Source organism: Pseudomonas sp. S31 (assembly GCF_016648105.1).
Classification (GTDB): Bacteria; Pseudomonadota; Gammaproteobacteria; order Pseudomonadales; family Pseudomonadaceae; genus Aquipseudomonas.
Window position 1 is genome coordinate 195,277 of the sequence record NZ_JACVVE010000004.1, and the last position, 16,113, is coordinate 211,389.

At 63.2% G+C, this 16,113-nt stretch carries 14 protein-coding genes; 4 read left to right on the plus strand and 10 right to left on the minus strand.

Going from position 1 to position 16,113, the window contains the following annotated elements; genetic code table 11:
• Positions 1-26 precede the first annotated feature (26 nt).
• Positions 27-1,025 (minus strand): beta-N-acetylhexosaminidase, encoded by a 999-nt coding sequence (gene nagZ, locus IAE37_RS05460; protein ID WP_201170685.1) that lies wholly within the window; start codon positions 1,023-1,025, stop codon positions 27-29.
• 38 nt (positions 1,026-1,063) lie between these two features.
• Positions 1,064-1,771, minus strand: a complete 708-nt coding sequence (locus IAE37_RS05465; protein WP_201170479.1) for a TetR/AcrR family transcriptional regulator — start codon at positions 1,769-1,771, stop codon at positions 1,064-1,066.
• A 244-nt stretch (positions 1,772-2,015) separates the two neighbouring features.
• Between IAE37_RS05465 and lexA the strand changes: the two genes are divergently transcribed.
• A complete protein-coding gene (gene lexA, locus IAE37_RS05470; RefSeq protein ID WP_201170481.1) occupies positions 2,016-2,624 on the plus strand; it encodes a transcriptional repressor LexA in 609 nt (202 codons plus the stop codon).
• Between the two features lie 13 nt (positions 2,625-2,637).
• Positions 2,638-3,114 carry an SOS-induced cell division inhibitor SulA gene (sulA, locus tag IAE37_RS05475; RefSeq protein WP_201170485.1) on the plus strand — a complete coding sequence of 159 codons (477 nt, stop codon included), beginning with the start codon at positions 2,638-2,640 and terminating at the stop codon, positions 3,112-3,114.
• A 50-nt stretch (positions 3,115-3,164) separates the two neighbouring features.
• Here the strand turns inward: sulA and IAE37_RS05480 are convergent, their stop codons facing one another.
• The 7 genes from IAE37_RS05480 to IAE37_RS05510 form a co-directional block, all read right to left on the minus strand.
• On the minus strand, positions 3,165-3,398 hold the full coding sequence (locus IAE37_RS05480; protein WP_201170488.1) for a hypothetical protein: 234 nt from the start codon (positions 3,396-3,398) through the stop codon (positions 3,165-3,167).
• A gap of 50 nt (positions 3,399-3,448) precedes the next feature.
• A complete protein-coding gene (locus IAE37_RS05485; protein WP_201170492.1) occupies positions 3,449-3,964 on the minus strand; it encodes a DUF6586 family protein in 516 nt (171 codons plus the stop codon).
• A gap of 89 nt (positions 3,965-4,053) precedes the next feature.
• Positions 4,054-6,666, minus strand: a complete 2,613-nt coding sequence (gene topA / locus IAE37_RS05490) for a type I DNA topoisomerase (RefSeq protein ID WP_201170504.1) — start codon at positions 6,664-6,666, stop codon at positions 4,054-4,056.
• A gap of 100 nt (positions 6,667-6,766) precedes the next feature.
• Positions 6,767-7,018: a DUF1653 domain-containing protein gene (locus IAE37_RS05495; protein ID WP_201170506.1), complete on the minus strand. Its 252-nt coding sequence runs from the start codon at positions 7,016-7,018 to the stop codon at positions 6,767-6,769.
• A 79-nt stretch (positions 7,019-7,097) separates the two neighbouring features.
• Entirely contained in the window at positions 7,098-8,273 is a 1,176-nt protein-coding gene (gene fadA, locus IAE37_RS05500; RefSeq protein ID WP_201170520.1) for an acetyl-CoA C-acyltransferase FadA, read from the minus strand.
• Positions 8,274-8,304: 31 nt separating this feature from the next.
• A complete protein-coding gene (fadB, locus tag IAE37_RS05505) occupies positions 8,305-10,452 on the minus strand; it encodes a fatty acid oxidation complex subunit alpha FadB (protein ID WP_201170522.1) in 2,148 nt (715 codons plus the stop codon).
• A gap of 438 nt (positions 10,453-10,890) precedes the next feature.
• Positions 10,891-11,328, minus strand: a complete 438-nt coding sequence (locus tag IAE37_RS05510) for a hypothetical protein (RefSeq protein WP_201170524.1) — start codon at positions 11,326-11,328, stop codon at positions 10,891-10,893.
• A gap of 110 nt (positions 11,329-11,438) precedes the next feature.
• Here IAE37_RS05510 and IAE37_RS05515 point away from each other — a divergent pair, with 110 nt between their 5' ends.
• Positions 11,439-11,879 (plus strand): universal stress protein, encoded by a 441-nt coding sequence (locus IAE37_RS05515; protein ID WP_201170526.1) that lies wholly within the window; start codon positions 11,439-11,441, stop codon positions 11,877-11,879.
• A 58-nt stretch (positions 11,880-11,937) separates the two neighbouring features.
• Here the strand turns inward: IAE37_RS05515 and IAE37_RS05520 are convergent, their stop codons facing one another.
• Positions 11,938-13,866 (minus strand): ATP-binding cassette domain-containing protein, encoded by a 1,929-nt coding sequence (locus IAE37_RS05520; protein ID WP_201170537.1) that lies wholly within the window; start codon positions 13,864-13,866, stop codon positions 11,938-11,940.
• A gap of 222 nt (positions 13,867-14,088) precedes the next feature.
• Between IAE37_RS05520 and IAE37_RS05525 the strand changes: the two genes are divergently transcribed.
• The gene (locus tag IAE37_RS05525) at positions 14,089-16,017 is read left to right on the plus strand and encodes a transglycosylase SLT domain-containing protein (protein WP_201170557.1); all 1,929 of its coding nucleotides are present in this window, start codon (positions 14,089-14,091) and stop codon (positions 16,015-16,017) included.
• Positions 16,018-16,113: the final 96 nt, after the last annotated feature.

The following is a 16,113-nucleotide window of genomic DNA, read 5'->3' on the forward strand; positions in this document are numbered from 1 at the left end:
GTTCACCCGCGAAGAGGCCCGCGAGATCAATCCACCAGCTGTGCTTCCTTCAACGCCCCAAGCGCCTCCAGCCACCGCGGCTGCTGACGATAATCAGTCCGCGCGAACCCTTGCCCGCGCATCCGCGCAATCCGCGGCGACGGCTTGACCTTCAAGCGCTGCGCCGCGCTCAAGGCCAGCTCGGCGGCCGCCCGGTCATTGCACACAAGGCCCATGTCACAACCGGCACTCAAGGCCGCCTCGATACGATTGGCGGCATCACCTACCACATGCGCCCCCGCCATCGACAAATCATCGCTGAAGATCACCCCATCGAAGCCCAGCTCACCGCGCAGGATGTCCTGCAACCAACGCCGCGAGAAGCCGGCTGGCTGGTTGTCCACCTGCGGATAGATAACGTGCGCCGGCATCACCGCCGCCAGCTGGCCACTGAGCCGGGTGAACGGCACCAGATCGGCCTGACGCAGCTGCTCCAGGCTGCGCTCGTCGGTGGGAATGGCCACATGGGAGTCGGCTTCCGCCCAGCCGTGGCCGGGGAAGTGCTTGCCACAGGCGGCCATGCCAGCGGCATTCATGCCGCGGATGAACGCCGCCGCCAGTTGCGTGGCGCGTTCGGGATCACCCTCGAAAGCACGGCTACCGACCACCGCGCTGCGCTGGTGGTCGAGGTCGAGCACCGGGGCGAAGCTCAGGTCGAGGCCGACCGCCAGCACTTCGGTGGCCATCAACCAACCGCACTGCTCGGCCAGGTATTGGGCATTGGCGTTGTCGGCGATCGCGCGCATGGCCGGCAGACGCACGAAACCCTGGCGCAAGCGTTGGACGCGCCCTCCCTCCTGGTCCACGGCGAGAATCAGGTCGGGGCGAATGGCGCGAATGGACGCGCACAATTCGCGGACCTGGCGCGGGCTGGCGATATTGCGGGCGAAGATGATCAGGCCGGCGACTTCGGGTTGGCGCAGCAGCTGGCGATCTTCGGCGGTCAACCAGTGGCCGGCGATATCCACCATCAGGGAGCCCTGCAGGCTGACGGTCATAGGGAATCCTTCATTGGGAACTGGGTTCAGGCCTTGGCGGTGCCGACGGCGGTCTTGCTGCGCGGGCGCAACTGGGCAGACGCCATGGCCTGGTCAGTGACGCCGCTGTCGGCACGCATGCCCGCGGCGAGGAACGGTACCATCAGGCGCATGACCTGCTCAATGGAGGTATTGATGCCGAAATCGGTCTCAGCGATGGCGCGCAAGGCCTTGATGCCAGACATGCTGAACGCTGCGGCGCCGAGCATGAAGTGCACCCGCCAGAACAGCTCGAGCGGCGGAATGCGGGGCGCGGCTTCGTTGACCAGCAGCATGTAGCGACGGAACACCTTGCCGTACATGTCTTCCAGGTAACGCCGCAAGTGGCCCTGGCTCTGGCTGAAGGCCAGGCCCAGCAGGCGCATGAAGATGGACAGGTCGTTGTTGCTGCGCGGCTGCACGATCAGCGCTTGCTCGACCAGCATCTCGAGCAGTTCCTCTAGGCTGGGCTTTTGCTCCGGCTTGGCCTGGCGACGCTCCAGCTCGCGCTCGAGGCTGGCGCAGAACGGCCCGAGGAAACGCGAGAACACCGCCTGGATCAGCGCCTTCTTGGAACCGAAATGGTAGTTCACCGCCGCCAGGTTGACCCCGGCCTTGCTGGTGATCAGGCGCAACGAGGTTTCCGCGAACCCCCTTTCCGCGAACAGCTGCTCGGCAGCATCGAGAATGCGTTCAACGGTTTCCGATTGGGCCATGACTACTCCGCCAGACAAACAAGTGTTTGAAACATACGTTTCAGCTTATGTCCTGTCAAGGCTCGCTGACTGCCGGGTCGACATTAAATCACAGCCCGCCGATTCTCGCTGCAACCCAACGCTGGCGCTGGGTCGAGGGCTGCCCCTCCGCCGCCGGAAAGGCTTTGTCGCAGCGTGACGCTTGCAGTGCGCCACCTACTGTATATAATCCCAGTCACTGTATAAAAAGACAGAGCGACTCGCCATGTTGAAACTGACGCCACGCCAAGCCGAAATCCTGGCCTTCATCAAACGTTGCCTCGAAGACAACGGCTTCCCGCCAACGCGCGCGGAAATCGCTCAGGAGCTGGGCTTCAAGTCGCCCAACGCCGCCGAGGAACACCTCAAGGCCCTGGCCCGCAAGGGCGCTATCGAAATGACCCCAGGCGCATCCCGGGGTATCCGCATCCCTGGCCTCGAGGCCAAGGCCGAAGAAGCCGGCCTGCCGATCATCGGCCGGGTCGCGGCGGGCGCACCGATTCTCGCCGAGCAGCACATCGAGCAATCCTGCAACATCAACCCGGCCTTCTTCCATCCGCAAGCCGACTACCTGTTGCGTGTGCACGGCATGAGCATGAAAGACGTCGGCATCCTCGACGGCGACCTGCTGGCCGTACATACCTGCCGCGAGGCACGCAACGGCCAGATCGTGGTCGCCCGCATCGGTGACGAAGTCACCGTCAAGCGCTTCAAGCGCGAGGGCAGCAGAGTATGGCTGCTGGCAGAAAACCCGGAATTCGCCCCTATCGAAGTCGACCTGAAAGAACAGGAACTGGTGATCGAGGGCTTGAGCGTCGGCGTCATTCGCCGCTGAATCAGGAGGCGTCATGCAGCAGTTCATCCAAGCACCCCAACAGGTCCAGCTTCCACTGTTCGAAGCCTTCCTCGCGCAACCCGTGCTGCCTGGCATCAAGCCCAAGCAGGCAGCGCCGAGGAGCAGCGAGCCGGAGCTGTTCAGCGAACTGACGCTGCGCGGCGCCCCCGAACACTGCCAGAGCCTGCTGGCCCCCGTTCTGCGCGAGCTGAGCGAAGAGGAAGATGCACGCTGGCTGACCCTGATCGCACCACCGGCGAGCCTGACCCAGGCCTGGTTGCGCGATGCCGGGCTCAACCGCGAACGCATCCTGCTGCTGCATCCACGCGGCGCCCAGAGCGCCCTGCAACTGGCCCGTGAAGCCCTGCGCCTGGGGCGCAGCCACACCGTGGTCACCTGGCTGGGCAACCTCAATGCCAGCAGCCGCCAACAACTGACCCGCGCTGCCGGTACCGGAAACGCACAAAGCCTGAACATCCGCCTCGGCTGATGTTCAGGCTTTGCCTATGACGCCAGTATCGACTCGCTGGCGTTGAAGCTTCAGTGCAGTACGCGTGGCCCTTCGTCGCGCTCCAGCTCACCGTCCATTAGCCGCCCCGCCATCTGCACGCCGACGCTCAACATGGCCTTGGCCACTTCCACGTACTGGCCTTGCAGGAACACCTTGGCGTCCTCCGAAAATTCCAACGTTACCAGCGAGCCTTCGTCCTCGGCACGACGCAGTTCGATTCGGCCATCCGGCAACTCGACAATTTCCAGAAACGACGTTGACATATAGGGCAGTTCTCCACGTAAGGCGGCTAGTGTACCAGCCGCAGCAGAGATCAGCACTCACTCAACGCGTCACGGAAACGTCTCACCAAGCCCTTGAGGTTGTTGCGCCAGCTTTCCAGTTCATGCCGCGACAGCGCAGGTGGCTCGGGCTCACCGAGATTGACCGCCTGGATCAGGGGCTGGGTGACATCGGTTTTTGGCGTTTTTTTCGCGACCGGTGGTCGGAACAAATCGGCATAAGCATCGACCAGTTGCGCCAGCCAGGTTTCGCGCTGTCGAACCAGTTCGAGCATCTCGGCGACTTCCGGGATGGCGATACTGTTCAAAGCATCGTCTGCCAGCGCCTGCTCCACCGAGGCCACCACCGGCAACCGGTAGAAACCACCAATCTCATGGCACAGTCCGAGCAGCGCACCATACAGATGGAACAACGCCGACTCGCGCTCCGCCTGGACCAAGCCCCGGGCATTCATGGCCTGGCTCTGCTCGGCCTTGGCCATTGAGTCGAGGGCGAGCCCGGCGAAGAACAGTTTCTGGTTGGTGCGGGTGTAGAGTTCCTGGGCCATTTCGGATGACCTCCCTGAGGCTGCAAGGCGAATAGCACCATCATAAATGATTGGGGCTGCAAAGCGGCCCCAATCACAATACCCAGGAATCAGCGCTTGTCTTCAACCTTCCACGCACCACCGTCGTAGAACGCCTTCCACCCGGTCGGCTTGCCGTCAACCTCGGACTGCACATACTGCTCCTTGGTCTTGCGGCTGTAGCGGATCACCGCAGGACGGCCATCAGGGTCCTTCTGCGGAGCATCGCAGAGGAAGTGGTACTTCGGATCGATCTCATGCTTGTGCGGCAGGATCTCCAGCACCAGCGGCGCGCGGGTCTCCCGGTTTTTCGGGAACTGGCTGGCAGCCAGGAACAGCCCCGATGCACCGTCACGCAGCACGTAGGTGTCGTCGACCTTCTCGCACTTGAGCTCGGGCATGTCCACCTTGTCCATCTTCGGTGGCGCCGCCTCGCCGCTCTTGAGCAGCTTGCGGGTGTTCTTGCATGCAGGGTTGGTGCAACCGAAGAACTTGCCGAAACGGCCGGTCTTGAGCTGCATCTCGCTGCCACACTTGTCGCACTCCAGGCTCGGCCCTTCGTAGCCCTTGATGCGGTAGCTGCCCTCTTCGATCTCGTAGCCAGCACAGTCCGGGTTGTTACCGCAGATGTGCAGCTTGTGCTTCTCGTCCAGCAGGTAGGCATCCATCGCCGTGGCGCAAATCGGGCAACGGTGCTTGCCCAGCAGCACGCGCGACTCCGATTCACCCTCGTCGTCGGCAGCGATCTCGTCGCCCGGCACCAGGTTGACGGTGGCCTTGCAGCGCTCTTTCGGTGGCAGGCTGTAACCCGAGCAACCGAGGAACACACCGGTGGAAGCTGTGCGGATCATCATCGGCCGGCCACATTCCTTGCACGGAATGTTGGTCATGGTCGGCTGGTTGGCGCGCATGCCGCTTTCGGCGGACTCGGCGGTCAGCAGTTTGTTGCTGAAGTCGCCGTAGAACTCGTCGAGCACGTTCTTCCAGTCGCGTTCGCCCTGGGCCACGTCGTCGAGGTTCTCTTCCATGCCGGCAGTGAAGCCGTAGTCCATGAGGTTGGAGAAGCTCTCGGACAAGCGCTCGGTAACGATGTCGCCCATCTTCTCGGAGTAGAAGCGACGATTGTGCAGGGTGACGTAACCGCGGTCCTGGATGGTGGAAATGATCGCCGCGTAGGTCGACGGGCGGCCAATGCCGCGTTTTTCCATTTCCTTGACCAGGCTGGCTTCGGTGAAGCGCGCCGGCGGCTTGGTGAAGTGCTGGCTCGGGTCGAGCTGAATCAACTTGAGCGCTTCGCCCTGGGCCATTTCCGGCAGCACATCGTCTTCTCCCGGCTTGCTCTGCTGGGACAGCACACGGGTGTAGCCGTCGAACTTGAGGATGCGGCCCTTGGCTCGCAGCTCGAAATCGCCAGCTGCCACGGTGACACTGGTGGACAGGTATTGCGCCGGAGGCATCTGGCAGGCCAGGAACTGGCGCCAGATCAGCTCGTACAGGCGCTCCGCGTCGCGCTCCATGCCACTGAGCTTGGTCGGATGGGTGTTGACGTCGGAAGGACGAATCGCTTCGTGCGCTTCCTGGGCGCCCTCCTTGCTGCCGTACACCAGCGGGGCTTCCGGCAGGTACTGCTTGCCGAACTCGCGCTCGATGTAGCTGCGGGCCATGTCCAGGGCATCGGCCGACAGGTTGGTCGAGTCGGTACGCATGTAGGTGATGTAACCCGCTTCGTACAGACGCTGGGCCATCATCATGGTCTTCTTCACCCCGAAGCCCAGGCGGTTGCTCGCTGCCTGCTGCAGGGTGGAGGTGATGAACGGGGCCGACGGCTTGCTGCTGGTCGGGCGGTCTTCACGCTTGATCACGCTGTAGCTGGACGCCTTGAGCTTCTCCAGCGCGGCCATGGCCTGGGCTTCGTTCAGCGGCTTGAAGGCCTCGCCCTTCTCGCGCGCCACGTCGAAGCGCACCTTGGCGTTCTTGGCGGTGCCGAGGTCGGCGTGCACTTCCCAGTACTCTTCTGGGACGAAGGCACGGATCTCGCGCTCACGCTCGACCACCAGCTTCACTGCCACCGACTGCACGCGGCCGGCAGAGAGGCCACGGGCGATCTTGGCCCACAGCAGCGGCGAGACCATGTAGCCCACCACGCGGTCGAGGAAGCGCCGCGCCTGCTGGGCGTTGACCCGGTCGATATCCAGTTCGCCAGGCTGCGAGAACGCTTCCTGGATCGCTTTCTTGGTGATTTCGTTGAACACCACGCGCTTGTAGCGGGTGTCGTCACCCCCGATGGCCTCGCGCAGGTGCCAGGCAATGGCTTCCCCTTCGCGGTCCAAGTCGGTTGCGAGATAGATGGTGTCGGCATCCTTGGCCAGGCGGCGCAGCTCTTCGATCACCTTCTCCTTGCCGGGAAGGATCTCGTACTTGGCCTTCCAGCCGTGGTCCGGATCGACGCCCATGCGCGCCACCAGTTGGCGACGGGCCTTTTCCTTCGGCGACAGCGCCGGTGCCTCACCCGCAGCGGCCTTGCCACGCTTGGCGGCCGGCTCTTTGCTCGCGCTGGCCGAACCGCTGGTGGGGAGGTCTCGGATATGGCCGATACTCGACTTCACCACGTACTGGTTGCCCAGGTACTTGTTGATGGTCTTGGCCTTGGCCGGGGATTCCACAATGACCAGCGATTTGCCCATGGATCGGAGTATTCCTGAATCTGAAGATGAAAAACGCGTCAGGTGCCGGACGCGGCACCGCTATATATAGTGGCGAAACAGAGAGGTCAAGTTCGGTCGACTATTCGCCGACTTTCACCGACAGCGCAGGCAACCCCTCTTCGGCCTTGACCAAAGCAAAGCGTGGCACCTGCTCGCCGTCAACCTCGACGGACTCCTGGAACATCGAAAGTGGCCTTACCCAGAACCCGTAATCACCATACAGGCATTGGTAGAAAACCATCCACTCTTCGCTTTCGGAATGCCGCGCGACGCTGAAGACACGGTACTCAGGCCCCTTGTAGTGACGGTATACGCCTGGTTGTATCTGCATGTCGCCTGTCCTCTTGAAACAAAACCTGTAAAAAACAAAAACCGGGGCACAGGGCCCCGGCTGCTGCCTTGCGACGCGATCAGACGCGTTCGAAGACAGTGGTGATGCCCTGGCCCAGGCCTACGCACATGGTGGCGATACCCAGGGTGCCGCCATTCTGCTTCATGACGTTGAGCAGGGTGCCGGAAATCCGTGCCCCGGAGCAACCGAACGGGTGGCCCAAGGCGATGGCGCCGCCGTGCAGGTTAACCTTCTCATCCATCTTGTCGAGCACTTTCAGATCCTTGAGCACCGGCAGGGCCTGTGCGGCGAAGGCTTCGTTGAGCTCGATGAAGTCGATATCGGCCATGGTCAGGCCAGCACGCTTGAGGGCTTTCTGGGTCGACGGCACTGGGCCGTAGCCCATGATCGCCGGGTCGACGCCAGCCACCGCCATGGAGCGGATGACCGCCAACGGCTGGATACCGAGGTCCATGGCACGCTGACCGGACATGACGATCATGCACGAGGCGCCATCAGTGATCTGCGACGAGGTACCGGCGGTGACGGTACCGCCCTTGGGATTGAACGCCGGCTTGAGCGAGGCCAGCCCTTCGAGGGTGGTTTCCGGGCGAATGGTCTCGTCGAAGTCGAAGACCTTGAGGAAGCCGTTCTCGTCGTAGCCCTGCATCGGGATGATCTCATCCTTGAACTTGCCTTCGACCGTGGCCTTGTGCGCCAGCTGGTGCGAGCGCAGGCCGAACAGGTCTTGCTGTTCGCGGGTGATGCCGTGCATCTTGCCGAGCATCTCGGCAGTAAGGCCCATCATCCCGGAAGCCTTGGCGGCGTGCAAGGACAGGTGCGGGTTGGGGTCGACGCCATGCATCATGCTGACGTGGCCCATGTGCTCGACCCCGCCGATGACGAACACATCGCCGTTGCCGGTCATGATCGCCTGGGCAGCGGTGTGCAGCGCGCTCATCGACGAGCCGCACAGGCGGCTGACGGTCTGTGCCGCCGAGGTGTGTGGGATCGGCGTCATCAGCGAGGCCATGCGGGCGATGTTCCAACCCTGCTCCAGGGTCTGGTTGACGCAGCCCCAGATCACGTCCTCGACTTCCTTGGGATCGACCTTGTCGTTGCGTGCCAGCAACTGGGTGATCAGGTGCGCCGACATGTCTTCGGCGCGAGTGTTGCGGTGCATGCCACCCTTGGAGCGGCCCATCGGCGTGCGACCGAAGTCGACAATCACCACGTCTCTTGGATTCAGGCTCATATCAATAATCTCGCTCTAGCTCGTTGACCACTCAGTTGAAGAAGCGCTGGCCGTTCTTGGCCATTTCACGCAACTTCGCGGTCGGGTGGTACAGCGGGCCCAGGTCGGCGTACTGGTCGGCCAGGGCAACGAATTCGGCCACCCCGATCGAGTCGATGTAGCGCAGCGCGCCCCCCCGGAACGGAGGGAAACCGATGCCGTAGACCAGGCCCATGTCCGCCTCGGCGGCGGTCTCGACGATGCCGTCTTCCAGGCAGCGCACGGTCTCCAGACACAGCGGGATCATCATCCAGTTGATGATGTCCTCGTCGCTGACCTCACGCTGCTCGCCCAGGATCGGCTTGAGCACGTCGAGCACGGTGGCATCGAAGACTTTCTTCGGCTTGCCGCGCTTGTCGGTCTCGTAGGCATAGAAGCCCTTGCCGTTCTTCTGGCCGAGGCGGTTGGCCTCGTACAGGGCGTCGATGGCCGAGCGCTGCTCGTCCTTCATGCGGTCGGGGAAGCCTTCGGCCATGACGTCGCGGCCATGGTGGCCGGTGTCGATGCCGACCACGTCCATCAGGTAGGCCGGACCCATCGGCCAGCCGAATTTCTCCATGACCTTGTCGATGCGCACGAAGTCGACACCTGCACTCACCAGCTTGGCGAAGCCGCCGAAGTACGGGAACAGCACGCGGTTGACCAAAAAGCCTGGGCAGTCGTTGACCACGATCGGGTTCTTGCCCATCTTCTTGGCGTAGGCCACGGTGGTGGCGACAGCCACGTCACTGGACTTCTCGCCACGGATGACTTCCACCAGCGGCATCATGTGCACCGGGTTGAAGAAGTGCATGCCGACGAAGTTTTCCGGGCGCTTGAGCGCCTTGGCCAGCAGGCTGATGGAGATGGTCGAGGTGTTGGAGGCGATGATCGCATCTTCCTTGACCTGGCCTTCCACCTCCGCCAGCACCGCTTGCTTGACCTTGGGGTTCTCGACCACGGCCTCGACGACGATGTCGACGTGGGAGAAGTCGCCGTAGGACAGGGTCGGGCGGATAGCATTGAGCGCCTCGGCCATCTTCGCCGGGCTCAGGCGGCCCTTCTCCACGCGCTTGCCGAGCAGCTTGGAGGCCTCGTTCAGGCCCAGCTGGATGGCTTCCTCGCGGATATCCTTCATCAGGATGGGGGTGCCCTTGACCGCCGACTGGTAGGCGATACCGCCACCCATGATGCCGGCGCCGAGCACGGCAGCCTGCTTCACGTCGTGGGCGATCTGGTCGTGGGCCTTGGCCTTGCGCTTGAGTTCCTGGTCGTTGAGGAACAAGCCGATCAGGCTTTCGGCGACCGAGGTCTTGGCCAGCTTGGCAAAGCCTGCGGCTTCGACTTCCAGGGCCTTGTCACGGCCGAAGTTGGCGGCCTTCTGGATCGACTTGATGGCCTCGACCGGTGCCGGGTAGTTCGGCCCGGCCTGGCCGGCGACGAAACCTTTGGCGGTTTCGAAGGCCATCATCTGCTCGATGGCGTTGAGCTTGAGTTTTTCCAGCTTCGGTTGGCGCTTGGCCTTGTAATCCAGCTCGCCGGAGATGGCGCGCTTGATCAGATCCAGGGCAGCGGCCGAGAGCAGCTCAGGGGCCACCACGGCGTCGACGGCGCCGACCTTGAGGGCGTCCTCGGCACGGTTTTCCTTGCCGGCGGCGATCCACTCGATGGCGTTGTCCGAGCCGATCAGGCGCGGCAGGCGCACGGTGCCGCCGAAGCCTGGGTAGATGCCCAGCTTGACTTCCGGCAGGCCGATCTTGGCGCTGCTGGACATGACCCGGTAATCGGCCGCCAGGCACATTTCCAGGCCACCGCCCAGGGCGATGCCATTGATGGCGGCCACGGTCGGCACCTCGAGGTCTTCGAAGGCGTTGAAGATACGATTGGCTTCCAGGTTGCCGGCAACCAGCTCGGCCTCGGGCAGCTTGAAGTTGTCGACGAACTCGGTGATGTCGGCGCCGACGATGAACACGTCCTTGCCACTGCTGACGATCACACCCTTGACCGAGGCGTCGGCCTTGATGGCGTCCACGGCCTGGCGCAGCTCGGCCAGGGTCAGGCGATTGAACTTGTTGACGGACTCACCCTTGAGGTCGAACTTCAGTTCGACGATGCCGCTTTCAAGAGCCTTAACCGTGATGGCTTTACCTTCGTAAATCATCAACTGATCTCCACGATATGGAAGCTGAACTGTACACGCCGATCGCTGCTGGCCAAGCCGCTCTTGCGGCCCTCGCCCCAGGCTCACCCATCGGCGCGATAGTCGGGATTCTGTACGAGCGGTGTGACATACAAACGCTCAATTCATACGCCCGTTTGATTTGGGTGTGCACACATTCTCCGAAAAAATCAGCGTTGTCAAATGCTCGCAAGCGGGTTGAAAACGCGACTTTCCGGTCATGATGCCGAATAAAGGTAGTACGCATGATGACGGTGATCGCTGGACATTCATGCGGGCGATTGCGCTGAATTTGGTTGGGAGCGGTGACAACAATCGATGGTGCCGATAGGAAATTACCGGCTATAGTGAGGGAGCTTGTCCGGCCTGCCTGGCCTTATCGAGGTAGATGCGGAGGTGGTTCGCCCACCTTCGCATTTTTTATGCGAGGGTTTCGAAGGCGTGGGCAATATCCTGCAACACAGATTTCTCGCCGCGCTCGCTCCAGTACAGGGCAATCATGCGCTTGTCGGCCTCGACCTTGTAGACGGTCTCGGGCAGGCGCGCGAACACCTCGGCCAGGCGCGCGTCCTCGCACACTTCCCGCCACTGGTTCCACCACACCCCTGGGCTCACCTGCCAGTAACACCAGCTGTCCTCATGGCCCCGACGCCGCGCCCGATGGTACTGCGGGCAAGGGCTCGGTGGCTCGCGCTCAAGCCAGTGCGGCCACTGCTGGGGCGCCAACTGCATGGCCAGGCCCATGCGCCGTGCCTCCAGGCGCAAGCTCATCTGCTCACCCTGCTTGCGCGACAAGCGCAACCACGAAAGCGGGCTGAGAATCAGCGCAAGGATTGACACAACCAGCCATACCGTCATATCTGTAGATTCCATAAAGCGTTGCAAATGAGCGGGTTACTCATCTTTCACGGAAGACCTGCCATAAAGCGACCATACTTCTACTATCGCGATTGTCAGGAGTGATGCTCATGTCCTACGAACATTTGCTGGTCGCCGTCGACCTCACCGAAGAATGCGACCCGGTGATCAAGCGCGCCATGAAGCTGGCCGAACCCACGGGTGCCAAGGTCTCGCTGGTGCATATCGTCGAACCGATGGCCATGGCTTTCGGTGGGGACGTGCCGATGGACCTGTCGCAACTGCAGCAGCAGCAGTTCGACCAGGCCAAGGAGCGCATGGACCGCCTGTTCAACAAATACCCTGACATCAAGCGTGGTGACTCGCACCTGACCTATGGACAGCCGCGCCAGGAAATCCACCAACTGGCCAAGGACCAGAACTGCGACCTGATCGTGGTCGGCAGCCATGGCCGACATGGCCTGGCCCTGCTGCTGGGGTCCACGGCCAACGATGTACTGCACGGCGCGCCGTGCGATGTGTTGGCGGTGCGGTTGCTGAAGAAGGAGTGATGCAACCTGTGCAGTCCTCTTCGCGGCGGTTCGGCGCGAAGAGGCCAGCACATGGGACTCAGCCTTCCAGCTCAGCCCAACGCTCCACCAGCACATCCAGCTCGCCCTGCAGCTTCTCGATCTTCGCCAGCACTGCCGAGGTCTCGGCGATCGGGCGCTGATAGAAACCTGCGGCGTTGACCTCTTCCTGCGCCTCGGCCATGCGCTGCTCCAGTTCGTCGATCTGCCCCGGCAACATCTCCAGCTCACGCTGCAGCTTGTAGCTCAATTTCTTCTTCGAAGCATCGGCCGCCGCAACAACCGGCGCGGGCGCCACCTCGACCGCCGGCTTCTCCACCACCGCGCTGTTGAGCTCGGACTTGCCACCCTTGCTCTCGGTCACGCCCAGCAGCTTCGGCGAGCCGCCCTGGCGGATCCAGTCCTCGTAGCCCCCGACGTACTCGCGCACCTTGCCCTGCCCTTCGAAGACCAGGGTACTGGTGACCACGTTGTCGAGGAAGGCCCGGTCGTGGCTGACCATCAGCACCGTGCCCTTGTAGTTGGACAGCACTTCCTCGAGCAGCTCGAGGGTCTCGACGTCCAGGTCGTTGGTCGGTTCGTCGAGCACCAGCAGGTTGGCCGGTTTGCTGAACAGCTTGGCCAGCAGCAGACGCGCACGCTCGCCACCGGACAGGGCCTTGACCGGCGTACGGGCACGCTGCGGGCTGAACAGGAAGTCGCCCAGGTAGCTCAGCACATGGCGGTTCTGGCCATCGATCTCGATGAAGTCCCGGCCTTCGGCCAGGTTGTCTATCACGGTCTTTTCCAGGTCCAGCTGGTGGCGCATCTGGTCGAAGTAGGCAACTTCCAGCTTGGTGCCGCGCTCGACCTTGCCCGACGTAGGTTCCAGGTCGCCCAGCATCAGCTTGAGCAGCGTGGTCTTGCCGGTACCGTTGGCGCCCAGCAGGCCGATACGATCCTGGCGCTGCAGGACCATGGAGAAATCCTTCACCAGCATCGGGCCATCGGCGTGGGCGAAGCTGACGTTCTCCAGCACCATGACCTGCTTGCCGGATTTCTCCGCGGCTTCGATCTGGATGTTGGCCTTGCCCTGGCGTTCACGCCGCTCGCTGCGCTCGACCCGCAGCGCCTTGAGCGCACGCACGCGGCCTTCGTTGCGGGTACGACGGGCCTTGATGCCTTGGCGAATCCACACCTCCTCCTGGGCCAGGCGCTTGTCGAACAGCGCGTTGGCGGTTTCCTCGGCGGCCAGCGCGGCTTCCTTGTGCACCAGGAAGCTGGCGTAGTCGCCGTTCCAGTCGATCAGACCGCCGCGGTCGAGTTCGAGGATGCGGGTGGCCAGGTTCTGCAGGAACGAACGGTCGTGGGTGATGAACAGCACCGCGCCGCCGAAGCCACGCAGGGCCTCTTCGAGCCAGGCGATGGCACCGATGTCCAGGTGGTTGGTAGGCTCGTCGAGCAGCAGCAGATCGGGCTCCGACACCAGTGCCTGGGCCAGCAGCACGCGACGGCGCCAACCGCCGGAGAGCTCCGCCAGGGTCTTGTCGGCCGGCAGTTGCAGGCGGCTCAGGGTGCTTTCGACCACTTGCTGCAGGCGCCAGCCGTCACGCGCTTCGAGCTCATGCTGGACGTGCATCAGCTGTTCCAGGTCGTCATCGCCCTGGATGTTCTGGCTGAGGTGGTGGAACTGCGCCAGCAACTCGCCAACACCATCGAGGCCGGCGGCCACCACGTCGAACACAGTCCGCTCGTCGGCCACCGGCAGTTCCTGCGGCAGCTCGCCGATCTTCAGGCCAGGTGCGCGCCAGATCTCGCCGTCGTCGCCCTTTTGCTCGCCCTTGACCAGGCGCAGCATGCTCGACTTGCCAGTACCGTTGCGGCCGATGATGCACACCCGCTCGCCACGGGCGATCTGCCAGGACACTTTGTCCAGCAGCGGCATGGCGCCGAATGCGAGGGACACATCGCTGAATTTGAGCAGGGTCATGTTCGTCTCCAGAAAGCGGGCGCGCATTCTACCTGACTTGGGCCTGCACGGCATCAGCCGGTCTGGTGATACAAGGCTTTACGACGCCCGGTCGCGGTAAATGCCTTGATACAAGCACAGTGCTTTCACCCACTACCGGCAAACGGCTAAGCTAAGCCCAATAGCTTCGAACAGTGCTGGCTCCGCCGTCACTTCCCCATGGTTCAACTGCCCGGACGTATCATGCGCAGCCGCCTGTTACAGATTGCTTCATGCCTGCTGCTCACCGCCGCCACCGCGAGCGCGGCGCAGGCCACCGACCTTGCCCAGCAACGCCAATTCTACGACGAGGCCAAGCGCGCCCTGGCCAAGGGCGACAAAGGTCCCTACCTGCGTTATGCCCAGGCACTGCGCGACTACCCGCTCACTCCGTACCTGGCCTACGACGAATTGACCGCGCGCCTGAAAAGCGCCAGCAACGAAGAGATCGAAGGCTTCCTCGCCAAGCATGGCGACCTGCCCCAGGCCAACTGGATGAAACTGCGCTGGTTGCGCTGGCTGGCCGAGCGTGGCGAGTGGGACACCTTCAGCCGCTACTACGACCCCAAGCTCAATTTCACCGAACTCGACTGCCTGAACGGCCAATACCAGCTGAGCCACGGCCTGCGCGCCGAAGGCTTCGCCACCGCGGAAAAGGCCTGGAACGTCGGCAAGTCGCAACCGGCCACCTGCGACACCTTGTTCGGCATGTGGGCCGCGGAGGGCCAGCTCACCGAAGCCAAGCGCTGGCAACGCGCCAAGCTGGCGGCCCAGGCGCGCAACTACAGCCTGGCCAACAGCCTGGTCAAGACGCTGCCCACCCTCGGTGCGCAAGGCAAGCTGCTGGTCGATGTGGCGCAGAAACCCGAGCTGCTCAACCAGCCGTCGCGGTTCGCCCCGGCCAACGAGGCGATGTCCGACGTGGTCAGCCTCGGCTTGCGCCGCCTGGCCCGCCAGGACCCGGACGGGGCCATGGGGCTGCTCGACGACTACGCCCAGCGCATGCACTTCTCGCGTGACGAGAAAGTCGCCATCGCCCGCGAAATCGGCCTGACCCTGGCCCGCCGCTACGATCCGCGCGCACTCGACCTGATGACCCGCTACGACCCGGAGCTGCGCGACAACACCGTCAGCGAGTGGCGCCTGCGCCTGCTGCTGCGCCTGGGCCGCTGGGAAGAGGCCTACGAGCTGACCAAGCGCCTGCCACAGGAACTGGCCAGCAGCAGCCGCTGGCAATACTGGCAGGCACGCAGCCTGGAGCTGGCCCAGCCGAACAACCCGCAGATCCCGCTGCTGTACAAGACCGTTGCCCGTGAGCGCGACTTCTACGGTTTCCTCGCCGCCGATCGGGCGCAGACGCCCTACCAGTTGAACAACCGTCCTCTGGTGCTGAGCCCGCAACTGGTCAACAAGGTGCGCAACACCCCGGGCATCCAGCGCGCCCTGGAATTCCACGCCCGCGGCCAGATCGTCGAGGGCCGCCGCGAGTGGTACCACGTCAGCCGGCACTTCACGCGTGACGAGATGGTCGCCCAGGCCCGCATGGCCTACGACCTGCGCTGGTACTTCCCGGCCATCCGCACCATCAGCCAGGCCAAGTACTGGGACGACCTGGATATCCGTTTCCCGATGGCCCACCGCGACACCCTGGTGCGCGAAGCCAAGGTCCGCGGGCTGCACTCGAGCTGGGTGTTCGCCATCACCCGACAGGAGAGCGCCTTCATGGAGGACGCCCGCTCCCCCGTCGGCGCCAGCGGCCTGATGCAGCTGATGCCGGCCACCGCCAAGGAGACCGCACGCAAGTTCAGCATTCCGCTGGCCTCGCCTGCGCAGGTGCTCAACCCGGACAAGAACATCCAGCTCGGCGCGGCCTACCTGAGCCAGGTGCACAGCCAGTTCAACGGCAACCGGGTCCTGGCCTCGGCGGCCTACAACGCCGGCCCCGGGCGCGTGCGCCAATGGCTCAAGGGAGCCAAGCACCTGAGCTTCGACGTGTGGGTCGAGTCGATTCCATTCGACGAGACACGCCAGTATGTGCAGAACGTGCTGTCCTACTCGGTCATCTACGGCCAGAAGCTCAATTCACCGCAGCCGCTGGTGGATTGGCACGAACGGTATTTCGACGATATGTGAACCCACGCAGGTCCACTGTCGCGCTCACTGGCGAAACGCGATCACTGTAGGAGCGGCCTCGTGCCGCGATGGGCTGCGCAGCGGCCCCGACGATTT